This is a genomic window from Pseudoalteromonas sp. B131b (assembly GCF_037162545.1).
Taxonomy (GTDB): Bacteria; Pseudomonadota; Gammaproteobacteria; order Enterobacterales; family Alteromonadaceae; genus Pseudoalteromonas; species Pseudoalteromonas fuliginea.
Genome location: NZ_JARLUZ010000001.1, coordinates 193,410 through 212,548, shown reverse-complemented (window position 1 = coordinate 212,548; position 19,139 = coordinate 193,410). Strand labels below are relative to the sequence as shown.

Annotated in this window: 24 protein-coding genes; 15 read left to right on the top strand and 9 right to left on the bottom strand. The window is 39.6% G+C overall.

Annotated elements, in window-relative coordinates; all coding sequences use genetic code 11:
* Window positions 1-18: 18 nt before the first annotated feature.
* The 6 genes from lptB to P4S65_RS01025 are packed head-to-tail and all read right to left on the bottom strand — an operon-like array spanning window position 19 to window position 4,319.
* A complete protein-coding gene (gene lptB / locus P4S65_RS01050) occupies window positions 19-744 on the bottom strand; it encodes an LPS export ABC transporter ATP-binding protein (RefSeq protein WP_007378301.1) in 726 nt (241 codons plus the stop codon).
* Window positions 741-1,283 carry a lipopolysaccharide transport periplasmic protein LptA gene (lptA, locus tag P4S65_RS01045; protein ID WP_337119391.1) on the bottom strand — a complete coding sequence of 181 codons (543 nt, stop codon included), beginning with the start codon at window positions 1,281-1,283 and terminating at the stop codon, window positions 741-743. The genes lptB and lptA overlap by 4 nt, the downstream gene beginning before the upstream one ends.
* The gene (gene lptC / locus P4S65_RS01040) at window positions 1,273-1,827 is read right to left on the bottom strand and encodes an LPS export ABC transporter periplasmic protein LptC (RefSeq protein ID WP_007378303.1); all 555 of its coding nucleotides are present in this window, start codon (window positions 1,825-1,827) and stop codon (window positions 1,273-1,275) included. The genes lptA and lptC overlap by 11 nt, the downstream gene beginning before the upstream one ends.
* Complete coding sequence (gene kdsC / locus P4S65_RS01035; RefSeq protein ID WP_007378304.1) at window positions 1,824-2,375, bottom strand: 3-deoxy-manno-octulosonate-8-phosphatase KdsC; 552 nt, start codon at window positions 2,373-2,375, stop codon at window positions 1,824-1,826. Before kdsC ends, lptC begins: the two co-directional genes overlap by 4 nt.
* Window positions 2,376-3,347, bottom strand: coding sequence for a KpsF/GutQ family sugar-phosphate isomerase (locus P4S65_RS01030; RefSeq protein ID WP_096793715.1), 972 nt, complete (start codon window positions 3,345-3,347; stop codon window positions 2,376-2,378).
* Window positions 3,348-3,350: 3 nt separating this feature from the next.
* A complete protein-coding gene (locus P4S65_RS01025; RefSeq protein WP_337119390.1) occupies window positions 3,351-4,319 on the bottom strand; it encodes a calcium/sodium antiporter in 969 nt (322 codons plus the stop codon).
* A gap of 268 nt (window positions 4,320-4,587) precedes the next feature.
* Here P4S65_RS01025 and P4S65_RS01020 point away from each other — a divergent pair, with 268 nt between their 5' ends.
* Genes P4S65_RS01020 through murA form a run of 7 tightly spaced genes read left to right on the top strand, consistent with a single transcriptional unit; the run spans window position 4,588 to window position 9,253 of the window.
* Entirely contained in the window at window positions 4,588-5,403 is an 816-nt protein-coding gene (locus P4S65_RS01020) for an ATP-binding cassette domain-containing protein (protein ID WP_096794137.1), read from the top strand.
* Entirely contained in the window at window positions 5,403-6,182 is a 780-nt protein-coding gene (gene mlaE, locus P4S65_RS01015; RefSeq protein WP_007378308.1) for a lipid asymmetry maintenance ABC transporter permease subunit MlaE, read from the top strand. Before P4S65_RS01020 ends, mlaE begins: the two co-directional genes overlap by 1 nt.
* Window positions 6,183-6,195: 13 nt before the next feature.
* The gene (mlaD, locus tag P4S65_RS01010; protein WP_008135833.1) at window positions 6,196-6,744 is read left to right on the top strand and encodes an outer membrane lipid asymmetry maintenance protein MlaD; all 549 of its coding nucleotides are present in this window, start codon (window positions 6,196-6,198) and stop codon (window positions 6,742-6,744) included.
* A gap of 5 nt (window positions 6,745-6,749) precedes the next feature.
* On the top strand, window positions 6,750-7,430 hold the full coding sequence (locus P4S65_RS01005; RefSeq protein ID WP_007378310.1) for an MlaC/ttg2D family ABC transporter substrate-binding protein: 681 nt from the start codon (window positions 6,750-6,752) through the stop codon (window positions 7,428-7,430).
* Window positions 7,423-7,716 (top strand): STAS domain-containing protein, encoded by a 294-nt coding sequence (locus P4S65_RS01000; protein WP_007378311.1) that lies wholly within the window; start codon window positions 7,423-7,425, stop codon window positions 7,714-7,716. Before P4S65_RS01005 ends, P4S65_RS01000 begins: the two co-directional genes overlap by 8 nt.
* 5 nt (window positions 7,717-7,721) lie before the next feature.
* Complete coding sequence (locus tag P4S65_RS00995; RefSeq protein WP_007378312.1) at window positions 7,722-7,979, top strand: BolA family protein; 258 nt, start codon at window positions 7,722-7,724, stop codon at window positions 7,977-7,979.
* A 14-nt stretch (window positions 7,980-7,993) separates the two neighbouring features.
* Complete coding sequence (murA, locus tag P4S65_RS00990; RefSeq protein WP_007378313.1) at window positions 7,994-9,253, top strand: UDP-N-acetylglucosamine 1-carboxyvinyltransferase; 1,260 nt, start codon at window positions 7,994-7,996, stop codon at window positions 9,251-9,253.
* Between the two features lie 57 nt (window positions 9,254-9,310).
* Here the strand turns inward: murA and P4S65_RS00985 are convergent, their stop codons facing one another.
* From P4S65_RS00985 to P4S65_RS00975, 3 genes are all read right to left on the bottom strand, one after another.
* Complete coding sequence (locus P4S65_RS00985; protein WP_337119389.1) at window positions 9,311-10,393, bottom strand: trypsin-like peptidase domain-containing protein; 1,083 nt, start codon at window positions 10,391-10,393, stop codon at window positions 9,311-9,313.
* 99 nt (window positions 10,394-10,492) lie between these two features.
* Window positions 10,493-11,845 (bottom strand): Do family serine endopeptidase, encoded by a 1,353-nt coding sequence (locus tag P4S65_RS00980; protein ID WP_096793713.1) that lies wholly within the window; start codon window positions 11,843-11,845, stop codon window positions 10,493-10,495.
* Window positions 11,846-11,977: 132 nt separating this feature from the next.
* Window positions 11,978-12,421, bottom strand: a complete 444-nt coding sequence (locus P4S65_RS00975; protein ID WP_007378316.1) for a YhcB family protein — start codon at window positions 12,419-12,421, stop codon at window positions 11,978-11,980.
* 134 nt (window positions 12,422-12,555) lie between these two features.
* Between P4S65_RS00975 and zapE the strand changes: the two genes are divergently transcribed.
* The 8 genes from zapE (at window position 12,556) to P4S65_RS00935 (ending at window position 19,087) form a co-directional block, all read left to right on the top strand.
* Window positions 12,556-13,644 (top strand): cell division protein ZapE, encoded by a 1,089-nt coding sequence (zapE, locus tag P4S65_RS00970; protein WP_337119388.1) that lies wholly within the window; start codon window positions 12,556-12,558, stop codon window positions 13,642-13,644.
* A gap of 286 nt (window positions 13,645-13,930) precedes the next feature.
* Window positions 13,931-14,359, top strand: coding sequence for a 50S ribosomal protein L13 (gene rplM, locus P4S65_RS00965; protein ID WP_007378318.1), 429 nt, complete (start codon window positions 13,931-13,933; stop codon window positions 14,357-14,359).
* An 8-nt stretch (window positions 14,360-14,367) separates the two neighbouring features.
* Window positions 14,368-14,760 carry a 30S ribosomal protein S9 gene (rpsI, locus tag P4S65_RS00960; protein ID WP_086007041.1) on the top strand — a complete coding sequence of 131 codons (393 nt, stop codon included), beginning with the start codon at window positions 14,368-14,370 and terminating at the stop codon, window positions 14,758-14,760.
* Window positions 14,761-15,342: 582 nt separating this feature from the next.
* Window positions 15,343-15,933, top strand: a complete 591-nt coding sequence (gene petA / locus P4S65_RS00955) for a ubiquinol-cytochrome c reductase iron-sulfur subunit (RefSeq protein WP_007378319.1) — start codon at window positions 15,343-15,345, stop codon at window positions 15,931-15,933.
* Entirely contained in the window at window positions 15,933-17,198 is a 1,266-nt protein-coding gene (locus tag P4S65_RS00950) for a cytochrome b (RefSeq protein ID WP_007378320.1), read from the top strand. Before petA ends, P4S65_RS00950 begins: the two co-directional genes overlap by 1 nt.
* Complete coding sequence (locus P4S65_RS00945; protein WP_337119387.1) at window positions 17,195-17,944, top strand: cytochrome c1; 750 nt, start codon at window positions 17,195-17,197, stop codon at window positions 17,942-17,944. Before P4S65_RS00950 ends, P4S65_RS00945 begins: the two co-directional genes overlap by 4 nt.
* Window positions 17,945-18,023: 79 nt before the next feature.
* Window positions 18,024-18,650: a stringent starvation protein SspA gene (gene sspA / locus P4S65_RS00940; protein WP_007378322.1), complete on the top strand. Its 627-nt coding sequence runs from the start codon at window positions 18,024-18,026 to the stop codon at window positions 18,648-18,650.
* Entirely contained in the window at window positions 18,650-19,087 is a 438-nt protein-coding gene (locus tag P4S65_RS00935; protein ID WP_007378323.1) for a ClpXP protease specificity-enhancing factor, read from the top strand. The genes sspA and P4S65_RS00935 overlap by 1 nt, the downstream gene beginning before the upstream one ends.
* Window positions 19,088-19,139 lie beyond the last annotated feature (52 nt).

Here is a 19,139-nt window from a genome sequence, read left to right as displayed (position 1 = left end):
AAAGACATGGCGTAAATGTTACAGCCTAAATTGCTCGCCTAAATAAACATCACGTACTGTTTTATCGTTTAATACGTGTTCTGGAGTGCCTGATGCAATTAACTCACCATGAGAAACTATGTAGGCTTTTTCGCAAACATCAAGAGTTTCTCTTACATTATGGTCGGTAATTAACACACCAATACCACGATTTTTAAGATGTTCTATTATTTTCTTTATATCTAACACTGAAATAGGGTCAACACCAGCAAAAGGCTCATCAAGCAATATAAATTTAGGATCAGCGGCTAGTGCTCGCGCTATTTCAACTCGGCGACGCTCGCCTCCTGATAATGCCATACCTTGGCTATCACGAATGTGCTGAATACTAAATTCATCTAATAAATTGTTAAGTGTGTCTTCTCTTGCTTGCTTATTTAGCTCTTTACGTGTTTCTAAAATAGCCATTAAGTTTTGATAAACAGTAAGCTTTCTAAAAATTGATGATTCTTGGGGTAAGTAACCAATGCCTAATCTAGCACGACTATGCATAGGTAAAAGAGTAATATCGTTATCGTCGATAGAAATCTTGCCTTTATCACTAGGTACAAGGCCTACAATCATATAAAACGTTGTGGTTTTACCTGCACCATTAGGGCCAAGTAACCCGACTATGCTGCCAGCCTTTACTTCCAGACCTACATTTTTTACAACTTCACGGCCTTTATAACTTTTAGCTAATAGTTCTGCTTTTAATGTACTCATGGCTGACCTTTATCGTTTTTTTCTTTTTTAGTCTCAATAGGTACTAAAATAGTATGCACACGATCGGTTGAGTTTTCGTCTTTTTCAGCGCTAATTAATTGCTGTTGTATATCGTAAGTAATACTCTTGGCATTTATTTTTTGACCCGCTTGCGATACTTGTGCATCGCCAATAAGGGTTAAAAATCGTTTAGCTACATCATAACGAACTTCGTTTGCGCTGGCGCTCATTATAGTGCCGTCAGTTTGTTTTTCTTCGAAATATGCAGGGCTACCAGTTGCAATTAGTAGCTGTTTATTATCGCCTAATTCATCACGTTTATGTACTTCTAAACGGTCGGCTGTAATACGGCGGTTGCCGTGAATAATCTCAACATTTTTTTCAAAAATTCCGACGTTTTCTTTTAATTGGCCTTCTTGTTTGTCGGCACTTATTGATATTTGATTCGCTGCAGGTTGAATCGCTTGTTCAGCAGCGCTAAGGTTGAAAGCTAGTATAAGTGTCGGAATAATAAGTATTTTTGAAATTTTATTGGTCATAATATATAGTTCGCGTATGGTTAATAAGTTTTATCACTTCAGTTTTTAAATCGGCTTCAAGGCCTTTACCGGTGATCTTTAAATTGGGTCCCGTAACAATAACGGGTTGCTCTGAACGCATCGTGAGTAGTTTTATATCTACTTGAATATTATCCGCATTAATCTTGTCTATCATTGCATTATCAGTAAGATTCTTGGCAACCACGTTACCTTCTAAAATTAATTGTTTTCCTTCATATAACGTTGCTTCGTCTGCATTTATTCGCCATGTTTGTTTTTCGTTATATAAGGTGAAAATGGGCTTTTCAAAAAAGGTAAAGCCTAACTGTTGATATAATTCCATTTTAGCAGCTGTAACTTTATGATTAATTTTACCATTTTCATCATAGGCCGTTTGTTTTAGCTCAATAGCAATATAATCAGGCTTAGCGATAACTTCAGCTTCAACCTGAGCTGTCATATTTGTTTGTGCAAAATAAGGGTACCAAAGCCAAACCATACAGCTGATGAATAAAACGCTTAAAATTATGCGCGCTGTATTCATGAACTAGTACCTTTGCTAGTAAGTGGTTTGTCGTTCTCTAGCATAAGTAAGTCGGTTAGTTCTCTCACTGCGCCAAAACCACCCAGCATCTGTGTCGTGTAATGTGATAAACGCTTGATTAGTGGGTGAGCATCGTTAACTGCAACGGCAAACCCGACTAATTCCATTACCGGCATATCGGGGCCATCATCACCAATGTAGGCAATTTGATCATCACTTAGGTGAAGCTTGTTTTTTAGCTCTTCGTAAGCAATAAGCTTGTTTTCTTGACCTTGATAAATATGTTGTACTGTTAAACTGGTCATACGTTGTTGCACTATCTGCGAATGGCGACCAGTAATAACAGCCACTTCAAAGCCACTGTTTATAAGCGCTTTAATGCCAAAACCATCTTTTGTATTAAATGCTTTGAGCTCTTCACCTTGATTGCCAAGATAAATTCGGCCATCAGAAAATACACCATCAATATCGCATATAAGTAGTTTTACTTTTTTAGCACGTGCTTTTGCATCAGCACTCAGCGGTTGATAGAGTTCTTCAAATTGCATTTATAATACTCCTGCTTTTAATAAGTCTTGCATATTTAGTGCGCCAATAGGCTGGTTTTGCTCATTAACAACAATCAAGCCATTTATACGTTTGTGTTCCATTATATTAAGCGCTTCAGCAGCTAAAATATCTTGTGTAGCTGTTGTGCATGACCTAGTCATAACAAGGTCTATTTGTGTTGTATGAATATCTAGTCTTTGCTCTAAAATACGGCGTAAATCACCGTCGGTAAATAATCCCACTAGCTGATTACTTTTATCAACAATGGCTGTCATACCAAGGCCTTTGGCTGACATTTCAATAAGTGCATCTTTTACGGTTTGTGAGACGCTAATAATAGGTGTATTTGCGCCGCTGTGCATAACATCTTTTAAGGTTAGTAATAATCGTTTGCCTAAACTGCCCCCAGGGTGAGAAAGCGCAAAATCATCGGCGGTAAAACCACGAGCTTCTAACAGAGCCACTGCCATCGCATCGCCCATAGCAAGAGTCGCTGTAGTGCTCGCCGTTGGTGCTAACCCTAAAGAGCATGCTTCTTTTTCTACTTTAATGCATACATGTACATTTGCATGTGTTGCCATGGTCGATTTAGTATTGCCTGTCATGGCGATTATTTTTGCACCAAGGCGTTTTAAAACAGGGATAATATTTAAAACTTCACTCGTCTCACCTGAGTTTGAAATAAGCATGACAACATCGTTTTTGGTGATCATTCCTAAATCGCCATGGCTAGCTTCGCCTGGGTGTACAAAAAAGGCAGGGCTTCCTGTACTTGCAAGTGTTGCTGCAATTTTATTACCTATGTGGCCTGATTTACCCATGCCAATAACAATAATTCGACCTTCGCAGTCAAACATTAATTGGCATGCGTGATGAAAATTTTCATCTACATATTGCGCTATGTCATTAAGTGCTTGGCGTTCAATATTGAGAACGCGAAGACCCTGTTCGATAAAGTTCAGCGTCGTCATTATTTACCCTACTTGACTAAAAATGTACCCTTGGTAGCCCAAAAATGCGATAAGCAATAAGCCACCTTCCATTCTATTGATGCGTTGGGTGCCTCTAAAGTTCAATGACATGATGATAAGAGCAAATGTTGCACCAATCATAATGAGTATATCTCGACTCGCTACTGACGGATCGATAATGGATGGATTAATAATACCTGCGAGCGGTAACACAGCCAATATATTAAAAATGTTTGAACCAACAATATTGCCTAGAGCTAAATCATCTTCATTTTTTAATACACCGGCAATTGAAGCTGCAAGCTCCGGTAAGCTCGTGCCAATGGCAATAATAGTTAAGCCAATGACTAGATCGCTTAGGCCAAAGTATTTAGCTATGTCGACTGCGGAACCAATTAAAAAATGTGAGCTAACAGGGAGTAGAACCATGCCAATAACTAACCAAAATACCGCTTTTTTAGTTGGTACATCGTTAGGTACGTCGTCACAGGCTTCTGTTATAAATGGGTCATCTTGGTTTTTTGCGCGCAGTGAAATAATAATCAAACCGCCTATAAACACGATAAAGCCAATAAGTAAGGCGACACCTTCGGCTAATGAAAAATAATTGTCTGAAAAAATATACCAGGTAGCGAATGATATCAGCAAGACCAGTGGCATTTCGCGTTTTAATGTACTTGAAGATACAGACAGAGGTCTAAATAACGCTGTAATACCTAACACAAGTAGAATGTTTGTTATGTTTGAACCGACAGCGTTACCAACTGCAGTATCTGTTTTATTTGCGAGCGCTGCAGAAGCGGAAACCATCATCTCTGGGGCTGACGAACCCATTGCCACAACAGTTAAGCCTACAATTAGGGTTGGTACGCCAAAGTTTTTTGCAAGTGCCGCTGCGCCATAAACAAACCTGTCTGCACTCCAAACAAGAGCCGCAAAACCAAGAATTAAAATAACAAACGAGGTAACCATTATATTAAGCCAGTTATTCAAAATACAGATGGCGCGAATAGTAACAAAAGCAAAGGTGAAAGTATAAATAAAAGAGTCAGGTCAACTCTAATTACAATAACTTGTTGAATAATATTTTAAGGCGCTTATATCAGCACCTTAAGCTGCAGTTAAGCCGTTATAAACGAGTCTTATACTCCTTTTTGCAAGTGTATTACAAAATCTTACGAATTGTTTTTTCCATCTTGGTTAAAAAAGCTTTAAAATAGGTGCACTAGTGAACATTGTTATGGAGAGCGACTTGTCGCAATCAATAGTAGAAGTCAAGGATGTTAGCTTTTCGAGAGGCGATAGAAGCATATATAAAAATATGAGCTTTAGCGTTCCTAAAGGTAAAATCACTGCGATTATGGGGCCAAGCGGAATTGGTAAAACGACCATGTTGCGTTTAATTGGCGGTCAACTTAAGCCTGACTCCGGTGATATTTTATTTGAAAGTGGTAGTATCCCAAATATGTCGCGCAAAGAACTCTACGAAGCGCGAACTAAAATGAGCATGTTATTTCAAAGTGGTGCGTTGTTTACTGATATGTCGGTATTCGATAATATAGCGTTCCCAATTAGGGAGCACACTGAGTTGAGTGAAGACCTAATTCGGTTGGTTGTGCTAATGAAATTGCAAGCTGTTGGGCTACGCGGAGCGAAAGATTTAATGCCTTCTGAATTATCGGGAGGTATGGCTAGGCGCGCAGCTCTGGCACGTGCTATTGCGCTCGACCCTGAACTTATAATGTACGATGAACCATTTGCAGGCCAAGATCCTATTTCTATGGGGGTGTTGGTTAAATTAATTAAGTCACTCAACGAAGTGCTTGGTTTGTCTTCTTTAATTGTAACCCATGATGTTAACGAGGTAATGAGTATTGCTGACCACGTTATTATTATCGCTGATCAGGGTGTAATTGGTTGTGGAACACCTGACGAAATGCGCAATCATGAGTCTCCTTTAGTGCAACAGTTTTTAAAAGGGTTGTCTGATGGTCCCGTGCCTTTTCATTTTCCAGCTCAAACATATGCAGATGAGTTGCTTGGAGAAAAAGCATAATGTTGGATTTATTTCAAAAATTAGGGCATAAGACGCTAGGTCGTTTTGCGGCTCTGGGTCGCTCAACTTATATGCTTTTTGGCGCACTTGTAAATGTACCTAACTTTAAAAAGGGTACACCTCTACTTATTCGTCAGCTCTACATGGTGGGTTCGCAATCTTTGCTCATTATTATGGTGTCAGGTTTATTTATCGGTATGGTCTTGGCATTACAAGGCTATACGGTATTAGTTGGGTATGGTGCAGAGGATAGTTTAGGGCCATTAGTGGCATTAAGTTTATTACGAGAACTCGGGCCTGTTGTTACAGCGTTATTATTTGCAGGGCGAGCGGGCAGTGCGCTTACTGCAGAAATAGGCTTAATGAAAGCAACAGAACAGTTATCATCATTAGAAATGATGGCAATTGATCCACTAAAACGAATTATTGCACCGCGCTTTTGGGCAGGCTTTATAAGTATGCCGTTACTAGCGGTGATATTTTCAGCAGTGGCAATTATTGGTGCTCATTTAGTTGGAGTTGATTGGCTTGGTGTTGATACGGGTAGTTTTTGGTCAATTATGCAATCACAAGTATCGTTTCAGCAAGACATACTAAACGGTATTATTAAGAGCTTTGTATTCGCCATTGTGGTGACTTGGATAGCACTTTATAAAGGGTATGACTGTGTGCCGACCTCTGAAGGGATCAGTAAAGCAACCACCGAAACGGTTGTTCATTCGTCATTGGCGGTTTTAGGGTTTGACTTTATTTTGACAGCGGTAATGTTTACCAGCTAATAGGGTATAGATAATGAATTCACGGAAATTAGAAATTTTAGTTGGTTTTTTTGTGGCGTTAGGAATTTTAGCGTTTGCTATGCTTGCGCTTAAAGTCGCCAATTCAGGTATTAGCGGCTCAGGCGAGACGTACACACTTAATGCTAAATTTGAAAACATAGGGTCATTAAAGGCACGTGCACCAGTAAAAGTGGGCGGAGTCGTTATTGGTCGAGTAGAGTCAATTTATGTTCATCCACAGGAGTTCTTGCCAGTGGTTAATATGACCATTGATGCACAGTATTTATGTCGTTTTTCAGACACGAGCTCAATCTCAATTTTAACATCGGGTATTTTAGGTGAGCAGTATCTAGGTATCCACCCTGTTATTTCTCCTAATTCAGCAGAGCAACGCTGTTTAGGTCAAGTCGTAACCGAAAATAAGCAAGACGAAGCAATTGATGATTTATTTGGTGTAGACAGTAAAGCGTTAGGTGACGGTGATTCAATCACTGATACTAAGTCTGCCATTGTACTTGAAGAGTTAATTGGGCAGTTTTTATTCAACCAAGGTAGTGAGTAATTATTATGTTGAAAAAGTTTCTAGCTATTGTAGCAATTAGCACAATGACGCTAACTCAAAGCGTAAGTGCTGCAGATGTTAAACTAAATGATCCAAACAAAATGGTACGCCAAGTCGCGGATAACACATTTGCACGTATCAAAAAAGATCAGCCATTAATCATTAAAAATCAAGAGCATCTTCGTGTCATTGTTGAAGAAGAATTAATGCCTTATATTGACTACAAATATGCAGCACTTCGCGTGTTAGGTAGTGAAGTATCTAAAGTACGAGCAATTACAGATGAAGCTGAAAAAGCCCAAGCGATTAAAGATATTCAGCGCTTTATTGGTGTATTTAGAGAGTATTTAGTTGCCACTTACGCTGGTGTATTTACACAATATACAAATCAAAAAGTTGAGTTTGGTGCTGAGCAACCATTTAAAGGTAAAGATGTCGTTGTTGTTAAAACTAAAATTCTTGAAGATGGTAAACCTGATATCAGAATAGACTTTAAAGTTCGTGAAGATCGCGATGGTGAATGGCGAGCTTACGATATGATTGCTGAAGGTATTAGTTTATTAGACGCCAAACAAAGCGAACTACAAGGTATTTTACGTCAGCAAGGTATTGACAATGTAAGCAACCTTTTAGAGCAAAAGAGTAAGTTACCTGTTCAATTTAGAGGCAGTAGCTCGAATGACTAAATTGGCAATTAGCCAAGTTGATGAACAGCAGTTTCGAGTAAGTGGTGAACTTACTCGAAATTCCATTAGTAATGAACGGCTTTTGAACGATAAGTTAATAACTAAGCATAAAACCACTTATTTTGACCTTAGTGAGGTATCAAGGGTTGACACAGCGGGCTTAGCTTGGTTAATTCACTCTTTTGCAGAATTTAAGCAGCAAGGCATTCGTCTTGAATTGCAAAATCCACCTGAACAATTGCAAAATTTAATGCAGTTGGGTCAAGTTACAACCCTATTTGAGTGAGAGTTATGGAAACTAGCCAAGTCGAAACATTATTACGCGATGAACTTCAATTAGCTGAAGTGCATGTAAAAGCTAATGGTAGTCATTATGAAGTAATTGCAGTTGGTGAATGCTTTGACGGTTTAAGCCGTGTTAAAAAGCAACAGCTAGTTTATGGTCCGTTGATGAATACAATTTCAGATGGCACAATTCACGCAGTTTCTATTCGCGCTTTCACTCCAACAGAGTGGAAACGTGAACAAAAATTTATTTTACCGCAATAAGTAAGGCCTCCTAAATGGATCAATTTGTAATTCAAGGTGGCACTTCACTTGCTGGTGAAGTTACTATTTCTGGTGCTAAAAACGCAGCGCTTCCTATTTTGTTTGCTGCTTTACTTGCTGATGGTAAAAGTACATTTACTAATGTTCCACGTTTACGTGACATTGTTACCACCGAAGCACTATTAAAAACTTTAGGTGCAGATGTTAATTGGCAAGGCGACACACTTATTATTGATGGCGCAACGGTAAATCAGACGCTTGCCCCTTACGAGCTCGTTAAACAAATGCGTGCTTCTGTGCTTGCACTAGGCCCTTTAGTGGCACGCTTTGGTGAAGCTCAGGTTTCATTACCAGGTGGTTGTGCTATTGGTGCTCGTCCTGTTGATATCCATATTCAAGGTTTAGAGCGCTTAGGCGCACAAATAAGCGTTGAAAATGGTTATATTAATGCAAAGGTAAATGGTCGCTTAAAAGGCGCTGAAATCTTTATGGAGATGGTTAGTGTTGGTGCTACTGAAAATTTACTGATGGCAGCAGCGCTTGCTGATGGAAAAACCATACTTGATAATGCCGCGCGTGAGCCTGAAATTATCGATTTAGCTAATTGTTTAATTGCAATGGGGGCTAAAATTACTGGAGCAGGTACTAGCCGTATCGAAGTGGAGGGTGTTGAGCGCTTGGCGGGTTGTGAGCATAGTATTTTGCCAGATAGAATTGAAACAGGTACATTTTTAGTGGCGGCTGCAATGGCTGGCGGTGAGGTACTTTGTAAGAATACTGATTTTCATTCACTTGAACCTGTGATTGAAAAGCTGCGTGCAACGAATGCATTGCTTGAGGTGCATGATGACAGTATTTACTTAGATATGCGTGGCCGAGAGCTTAAAGCTGTTAATATTAAAACCGCTCCACACCCAGGTTTTCCTACTGATATGCAAGCTCAATTTACAGCATTGAATGTTGTGGCAAATGGCAGTGCAACGATTACAGAAACGATTTTTGAAAACCGTTTTATGCATGTGCCTGAGTTACAGCGCATGGGTGCTAATATTCGTCTTGAGGGCAACACGGCTATTTGTGGTGAAACCAAAAGCCTAAGCGGTGCGCAAGTTATGGCAACTGACTTACGTGCTTCAGCGAGTCTAATTTTAACAGGTATAGTCGCGCAAGGTGAAACCGTTGTTGACCGTATTTATCACGTTGACAGAGGGTATCAGCGCATTGAAGATAAGCTCAGTGCATTAGGTGCTAATATTAAACGTAGAAGCAGTTAAAAGCGCCTAATATATGTAGGTCGGATATGTAAATACACACCGACCTACAATTAGTAGTTATAGTTTTGTTTCAAGCTCTGCGACCATCACCATGATTTTTTCTATTTTGCCATTTCGATAAAGCTCAAACTCTATTTCTTTCCCAGGTTCTGTATTGCCTATTTTTTCAAGTACTTTTTGCGGATTTGCTACGGAAAGCCCTGCAATTTTAATAACGATATCTTGTTCTTCAATACCTGCTTGCCAAGCTGGGCCTAAGGGATCTAAGTTCGTAATTCGCATACCTGAAACAGGAGTTAGGCTATCGTTAACTTCTTTACCTGTGCTGTCTACTGCGGTGCCTTCAAAACCAAGGTAGCCTCTAACTACACGACCATGTCGAATCAATTTTCCCATTACTTTTTTAGCAAGTGAATACGGCACAGCAAAAAATATTCCCTGTATGTTTAAATTTTCACGCGTTTTAAATTGGGCTGAAGTGATACCAACTAAATCACCGTTAGAATTAACTAATGCGCCCCCTGAATTTCCTACATTAATAGCGGCATCCATTTGTAATAAGTTATTATAAGGGCTGTCTGTAATTTTTTGCTTACCAGTAGCGCTAATAATACCTTGGGTAATTGTCTGTCCTAAATTAAGTGGGTTACCTATGGCTAGTACTACATCACCTACACTCGACGTATAGCTATCGCTTATAGGAATAACGGGAAGGTGGTCTGCGTTTATTTTAAGTAATGCAAGATCAGTAATCGTATCAAAGCCGATTAGTTGGACATCAAAAAAGCGCCTGCCGTCTGTCAGAATAACCATAATTTGATCTGCATTATTCACTACATGATAGTTAGTAAGAATGTAGCCATCTTGCGACATAATCACACCAGAGCCTAATTCTTGTACGGTATTTTGTCTTTTATAACGAGGCTCTTTCGAAATGCTCTCAGAAAAAATAGTCACTACGGAGGGGGCTGCACGTTTAACAGCATCTGAGAAACTTAAATGACTAGTACTCATTGCACTCGCAAGAGGCACGTTCGGTAATAGAGAAGCTCGCATATTAGGGCTGAAAAAAACCACTAAAAAAGCAATGCTAAGCCCTACAAATAATGGCGGGAGAATAAATTTTATTAGTTTCAGCACGGGATTCTTATTATAAGGAAGTAATTTCTTTATGATGGCATAAAAAAATAACAGCGGCAAGTGCCACTGTTACTTTTATTTCATTTATAGCAATATTTATTACTGAATTAAGATAAATATAGATTCACGGCCACGTTTCACGCCAAGCACTATATTGCCTTTTGTGTCATCGATGATCTTATTCATATCACGAATTGTTTCTACGCGTTGACGGTTTACCTGCATTATAATGTCACCCTCTTCAAGGCCAACACGGGCAGAAGGTGAACGAGGATCTACAGAGGTAACTTCAACACCTTTATTACTATTTTTTTGCACGTTTTCAAGCTCGGCACCTTGAAAAGCAGGATGTAGCTCTTCCCCTGTTGCCGTAACACCTGATGCACCATCGAGTGTAACTTTAACTGTTTTAATTTTTCCGTCACGATAAATGCCGAGCTTGATTTCTCTACCTTCACCCAAGGTTGCTATTTTGCTTCGTAATTCATGGAAGCCGCTAATATCACCGCCATTAATACTTACAATAACATCACCGGCTTTGATTCCTGCTTTACTTGCAGCGGTGTCATCCATTACTTGCATAACGTAGGCACCTTGTTTGACGTCAAGTTGCTGTGCTTTAGCTAGGCCTGCATCAAGTGGGCGCCCAGAAATACCAAGTGAGCCACGACGTACTTCACCGTGTTCAATAATTTGATCTACTAGGTTTTTCATCATGTTAGACGGGATAGCAAAACCAATACCAACATTACCGCCTGAAGCCCCTAAAATAGCAGTGTTAATACCTATTAATTCACCATTTAAGTTAACTAAAGCACCACCAGAGTTGCCTTGGTTAATCGCTGCGTCGGTTTGAATGAAATCTTCGTAGCCTTCAATGTTTAAACCACTGCGACCAAGTGCACTCACAATTCCTGATGTAACAGTATGGCTAAGGCCAAACGGATTACCGATAGCAACGGCAAAGTCACCCACGCGCAAATTATCTGAGTTTGCTAGTTTTACTTCAGTTAAATCATCAGCGTCGATTTGTAAAAGCGCAATGTCGGATTCTTTATCAGTTCCAATTTTAATCGCTTCAAACTCACGGCCGTCTTCAAGAGTAACAACCATTTTTTCGGCATCTTGAATCACATGGTTATTAGTTACTACATAACCTTCATCAGCATTAATAATAACGCCAGAGCCTAAACCGCTAAATTGACGTTTTTGGCTTCGGGGTTGTTGCTGTCCGAAAAAGTATTCAAGTGGGTCCGCACGGCGACGCACTTCTTTAGAGCCTGAAACTTGAATGCTTACAACGCCTGGAGTAATTTTTTCGAGCATTGGGGCAAGTGTTGGCAACTGTTGACCATTTACGGCAACCGGTATTTTTGCATAAGACGCTACCGGGCTTAATAAAAGGCTAGTAGAAAGAATAGCTGCGCTGATAAGTGATAATTTCATTTTCATAGTCTGGGTTTACTCCACTTCGAGAAAAGCAAAAAATTAAAAAGGGCTGCATAAGCAGCCCTTTTTAATTTATCAGTAAGATAAAACAACAAAGCTGTTATATCTAAAGACTATGGGGTTAAAAAAAGTTCATCAAGATGCTTTAGAATGTTCTGAAACTTTATTTTGTCCTGCAAATAAACCTGATTCGCCTGAAACATAATCAGCAGGTTGTGCTTTTGCTGATGAGCGATCGCATCGGCGCTCTTTTATCGATGCTTGTAATTGCTCAGTAGTTTCTTTTGAAAAGAAAGGTTCAGCTGGTGTTTGCTTCCGATCCTCTAGCAGCAGTTGATTGGTTTCTTCAACATGGCTAAGTAGTTGATCGTAATTCTCTTTCATTTTATTTACAAGCTTGCCTGTACTCGCTAAATGATCGGCTACATCTTGACGATATTGCTCTAACGCATTGTTAGCTTGCTCTGCCTGTTTTTCCAACTCATCCTGTTTAAATTGTTTTTTAGTGACAAATGCACCAATAAAAAAAGCTATAACAGCAACAATAACAATTAAACCTACCCACGTGACTGTGCCCATAAATCTACCCCTTTGGGAAAATAACTAACGAATGCTTGATTCAATTATAAATCATACTAAGTGTAATATACCCCGAGTATTGATGCGTGTTAATATGCTTTGCAAATTAAACTGCATTTTAACTGTAAATAGATATGACTCCTTGGCAAACATACCAACAAGATTTGAAGCGAGATGACTTTGTACATGATGTAGCACAAGAAAATGCAGTGCGCCATTTACAGCGTTTATATGACGATTTAACCCAGAACAAAATAAAATCAAAAAGCTTTTTTGCCAAGCTTTTTAATAAAGATGAGTCAGCGCCTATAAAAGGTTTATATTTCTGGGGAGGAGTAGGGCGTGGTAAAACTTATTTAGTTGATACTTTTTATGAAGCCTTACCAGGCACGCGGAAGATGCGCGTACATTTTCATCGTTTTATGCATCGCGTACACGATGAACTTAAAAAGCTAAACAATACTGTAAACCCATTAGAAAAAGTCGCGGATATTTTAAAAGCTGAAACAGACATAATTTGTTTTGATGAATTTTTTGTTCAAGACATTACAGATGCCATGCTGTTAGGCGGTTTAATGGAGGCATTATTTGCACGCGGTATTGTACTTGTTGCAACGTCAAATATAGTACCTGATGATCTTTATAGAAACGGTTTACAACGTGCGCGTTTTGTACCGGCTATTGAGTTGGTTAAACTCAATACAGAAATAGTAAATGTAGACTCAGGTGTCGATTACCGATTACGTACGCTAGAACAAGCCGAAATTTTTCATAGCCCGCTTGACGAACAAGCAGATAAAAACCTATTTGATTACTTCGATAAACTTTCCTCAGAGCCTGGCCAATTAGATGAGCCTATAGAGATAGAAGGGCGTTTAATCAAAACGCGCAAAGTAGCTAAATGTGTTGTGATGTTTGAGTTTAGTGAATTGTGCGAAACAGCGCGAAGCCAAGTCGATTACATGGAGATTAGTCGCCTATACAATACGGTTATTATTTCTAACGTGAAACAGCTTGGGCAAACTAACGATGATGCTGCAAGACGTTTTATTGCTTTAGTTGATGAATTTTATGAGCGTCACGTAACCTTAATAATTTCAGCTGAGAAGCCGATCACCGACCTTTATACTCAAGGTAACCTTAATTTTGAATTTAAGCGTTGTATAAGCCGTTTGCAAGAAATGCAGTCTTTAGAGTATTTAGCTAAAGAGCATTTAGTTTAAAGTAAGTAGGAAAATGTGTAATAGGCCAACGCTTAAAAATAAGAGGTACATATATAGTATTTCTTATTTCTAAAATTTCTTGTGGAAAAAACAACCGGCGAGTAGCAATGTGTTTTAAGTGCTGGTATACTCCCGCGTCTGCCACGTTGCGTTCTATGCCATCATATAGTCTAGCCACTTGTGAGCGGCGCAAAAGTCTAAAACTCGAAGGGGTTGTAGCAAACTTAGAGCAGTAGTTAATATTAACTACTTGTGGTTTTAATTGAAAAACATTGGATTTTTATAAATGAAAACGTTTGTTGCTAAACCAGAAACAGTAAAACGTGACTGGTACGTAGTTGACGCTGAAGGTAAAACTTTAGGTCGCATCGCTACTGAAATCGCTCATCGCCTACGCGGTAAGCATAAAGTTGAATATACACCGCACGTAGATACTGGTGATTATATCATCGTTATCAACGCTGAAAAAGTTACTGTAACTGGTAACAAATTCAAAAACAAAGTGTACTATTCACACTCTGGTTTTCCAGGTGGTCTTAAGTCTACTACTTTTGATAAACTTCAAGCTGCAAAGCCTGAAATGATCATCGAGAAGGCTGTTAAGGGCATGTTGCCACGTGGTCCTTTAGGCCGCGCTATGTACCGTAAACTTAAAGTTTACACAGGTACTGAGCACAACCATGCTGCACAACAGCCTCAGGTTCTAGACATTTAAGGAGCACCATCATGGCAAATCAATACTACGGTACAGGTCGTCGTAAAAGTTCAAGTGCTCGCGTATTCTTACGCCCAGGCACTGGTAACATCGTAATCAACAAGCGCTCTTTAGAAGAGTACTTTGGTCGCGAAACAGCACGCATGGTTGTTCATCAAGCTCTTGAGCTAGTTGATATGACTGAAAAATTTGATCTTTTCATCACCGTTTCTGGTGGTGGTACAACTGGTCAAGCTGGTGCTATCCGTCACGGTATTACTCGTGCACTTATGGAGTTTGACGAGTCATTACGTCCACAACTTCGTAAAGCAGGTTTCGTTACTCGTGATGCACGTAAAGTTGAACGTAAGAAAGTGGGTCTTAAGAAAGCGCGTAAGCGTCCACAGTTCTCAAAACGTTAATCTATACGTTATCAAAAATTCAAAACCCAGCTTATGCTGGGTTTTTTGTTTTTAAAAATAGTAATTCCGACAATGAAAGATACGCCTAAGTTGACTCGTTATCGTGTCTAGGCTTAATAATTACAGTTACTTGTATTGATCAAACTCCTCAATAACAGCGTATTTAATAAACGAAAGTTAAAAAATGCTCAGATAGCTGCAAAAAAGTTAAATAATTATCGTAATTAGTTTAAATCCATCAGTTAATTGGTGGAATTTTTTGCTACAATTGGCATGGAAGTAAAACGATCGAGTTTTACGACACTACGCACCGTTTTAGAGTTTTTGCTTAGTGAAGTTGATCTTGGTCAGTACATAGTTTTTACAGAAACGGTATTATGACTATTCGGCCCTATACTCAAACTGGCTTACTGAACCCTAGGTGAAGTTGGATGTGTTAGAGCATGAGGCTGTGAATAACCTTGTTTTAACCAAGGGTTTTAATTATGATCGTTTCTATTTTAAAAATTTCGAATAATTAACCTGCTGTAACTGATGTTCTCAATATAGCAAGTGTTGAGAATCGTAAGTGGAGATAAGTGGATGAGCAATGCGCCTGTAGACAATGGCCGACGTCGCTTTTTAACCATAGCTACCTCTGTTGTTGGTGGTGTTGGTGCGGCTGGGGCTGCTGTTCCTTTTATTGCGTCTTGGAATCCAAGTGAGCGAGCTAAATCTGCGGGTGCGCCTGTGGAAGTAGATATCAGCAAACTTGAGCCGGGACAATTAATACGTGTCGAGTGGCGTGGTAAACCTGTATGGGTTGTATCACGTACCCCAAAAATGCTTGAGCAGATGAAAGAACATGAAGGTCAACTTCGTGATCCACAATCGCAAGAGCCACAACAATTAGAATCATCAACAAATGATTACCGTTCATTACGCCCAGAAATATTTTTGGCTGTAGGTATTTGTACGCATTTAGGGTGTTCTCCTGGCTTTTTACAAGGTAACTTTGGCGAAAAAGTAGAAGGGACTGACGATGGTTTCTACTGCCCATGCCACGGTTCTAAATTTGATATGGCTGGCCGAGTTTTTCAATCGGTACCTGCACCATTAAACTTAGAAATACCACCTTATACTTTTCTAGATGAAACCACTATTTTAGTGGGCGAAGAAAGAGGGGTAGTCTAATGTTTGGTAAGATTATTGGTTGGATAGACGACCGAATCCCAATGACACGTGTTTGGAATATGCACATTGCACAGTATCCAGCACCTAAAAACTTTAACTTCTGGTACTTTTTTGGCTCACTAGCCATGCTGGTACTAGTAAACCAAATTCTTACAGGTATTTGGTTAACGATGAACTTTGTGCCATCTGCTGAGGGCGCATTCGCCTCGGTTGAATACATCATGCGTGATGTAGAATATGGCTGGTTATTGCGTTACTTGCACTCAACAGGTGCTTCAGCGTTTTTCATCGTTGTATATATGCATATGTTCCGTGGCATGATCTACGGTTCTTACCAAAAACCACGTGAATTACTGTGGTTATTCGGTATGTTTATTTTCTTGGCATTAATGGCTGAAGCGTTCATGGGGTACTTATTACCTTGGGGTCAAATGTCATTTTGGGGTGCGCAGGTAATCATTTCTCTATTCGGTGCAATTCCGGTTATTGGTGATGACTTAACACTTTGGATCCGTGGCGACTACGTAATATCGGGTGCAACGCTTAACCGCTTCTTTGCATTGCATGTAATTGCACTCCCACTGGTTATCGTAATCTTAGTTTTCTTACACATTGTTGCATTGCATGAAGTGGGTTCAAATAACCCCGAAGGTATTGAAATTAAGCGTAAGAAAGGCTCTGTAGCTGAAGAAGATAAACCTAAATTTAAATTTCATGAGTATTACACTGACAAAAAAGATATTGTTGATGCAATACCGTTCCACCCTTACTACACAGTTAAAGATATTGTGGGTGTGGTTGGTTTCTTAATATTGTTCTGTTGGGTTGTGTTTTTTATGCCTGCGATGAATGGCTTCTTTTTAGAAGGTCCAAACTTCGAAGCAGCTAACCCTCTTAAAACACCAGAGCACATTTTCCCAGTTTGGTACTTTACGCCATTCTATGCAATCTTACGCGCAATCCCTGATAAGCTTATCGGTGTTGCAGCAATGGGTGCATCGATTGTTGTACTTGCGTTACTACCTTGGGTAGACCGTGGTAGAGTTAAATCGGTTCGTTACCGTTGTGGTTTCCATAAATGGAACATTGCAGGTTTTGTTGTTACTTTCGTTCTTTTAGGTTGGGTGGGTGCAACTCCACAAACAGACCTTAAGACGATAATTTCTCAAATCTGTACTGTGACTTACTTTATGTTCTTCGTGCTGTTGTTTGTATACAGTAAGAACGAAAAAACTAAGCCATTGCCAGAGAGGTTAACGAAATGATGAAAAAGCTTATTATTGGTTTATTTGCTTTATCAGTAAACTTGTTGCCGAATATGGTTATTGCAGCGGGTCCATCGGTTCCTTTAATGGAAGCGAATAACGACCTTACTGATCAACCATCTTTACAGCGCGGTGCAAAGTTGTTCATGAACTACTGTCTTGGTTGTCACCAAATGCAGTATCAACGTTATGAACGTACTTTTCGCGATATTGGTATCCCAACAGAGGTTGGTTTAGAACAATTGATTTTTGACGGTTCTAAAGTCGGTAGCCATATTACTAACGCGATTACAAAAGATGATGCAGCAAAATGGTTTGGTGCGGCTCCGCCGGATTTAACGCTAATTGCTCGTGTAAAATCACCAGATTATATTTACACGTACTTAAAATCGTTTTATAAAGATGAATCTCGCCCGTTTGGTGTAAATAACATTGTTTTCCCATCTGTTGGTATGCCTCATGTTCTTCAAGAGCTGCAAGGTTTGCCAACGCCAATTACTGAAGAAGTAGAAGAGCATGGTCACACTGTGACTAAAGTTATTGCTACTGAAACAGATGGTACGGGTGAACTAAGCGTAGATGAATACGACCAAGCAGCTCGTGATTTAACGAACTTCCTTGAGTACGTGGGTGAACCTTCACGTCTTGAGTCGGAAGCATTAGGTATTAAGGTAATCGGATTTTTAATTATCCTGTTTATCTTGGCATTTATGCTTAAGAAAGAATACTGGAGAGATGTTCATTAAGTTTGAACATATTTAAAGGTAATTTTGCAATAGGGGCTTAAGCCCCTATTGCTGTTTTAGTGATTTAATGGAGGTAGGCATGGCCGTAGCTGCCAATAAGCGCCCTGTAATGACCCTTTTTTCTGGGGCTAACTGTATGTATAGCCACCAAGTACGAATTGTACTTGCGGAAAAAGGTGTAAGTGTAGATATTCATTTGGCTGAAAAAGATAACCTGCCAGAAGCACTTCACGAAATTAACCCTTACGGTACAGTGCCAACACTGATTGACCGTGAGCTTGGTTTATATCAGGCAAATATCATCATGGAATACCTTGATGAACGTTTTCCTCATCCTCCACTAATGCCTGTATACCCGGTAATGCGTGGTCGTAGCCGTTTAATGATGCACCGTATTGATACAGATTGGTACAGCCTAGCTGAAAAAATCATCAATAATGCATCTGATGCAGCTCAAGCTCGTAAAGAGTTAACAGAAGCATTACTAGCTGTAGCACCTATCTTTAGTGAAGCTCCTTACTTTATGAGTGAAGAGTTTAGCTTGGTAGATTGTTACTTAGCTCCACTACTGTGGCGTTTACCAGAGTTTGGTATTGAGCTTAATGGTGCTGGTTCTAAAGAGCTTAAAGAATACATGATCCGTTTATTTGAACGTGAGTCATTCCAAGCTTCTTTAACTGAAGCTGAGCGTGAGATTCGTTTATAATGACGCCTAATCGTCCTTATTTATTACGTGCTTTTTTTGATTGGATAGTTGATAACGAATGCACGCCACATCTAGTGGTAGACGCTGGGTTTGCTAATGTACAAGTGCCTACACAGTTTGTTCAAGACGGACAAATTGTTTTAAACATAAGTCCATCAGCAGTCACACAGTTTTCGTTAGACCTAACCCAACTTAGCTTTAACGCGCGCTTTGGTGGTCAGCCAATGCAAGTGTATGTGCCCTTAGGTGCAGTGCTGGCAATATATGCACGTGAAAATGGTGAAGGTACGGTCTTTACAGCAGACGAGTTTTTAGGGGACGAAGACGACTTTGCTCCAGAGCTTGAAAGTGTTGACTCATCAGCTGAATTTATTGATGAAGCACCACCAGAAAAGCCTGAAAAGAAAAAAGGCTCTCATTTACGTGTTATTAAATAATACATAAATGCCAAAAAAACCGCTTATTAAGCGGTTTTTTTATGCCTGATAC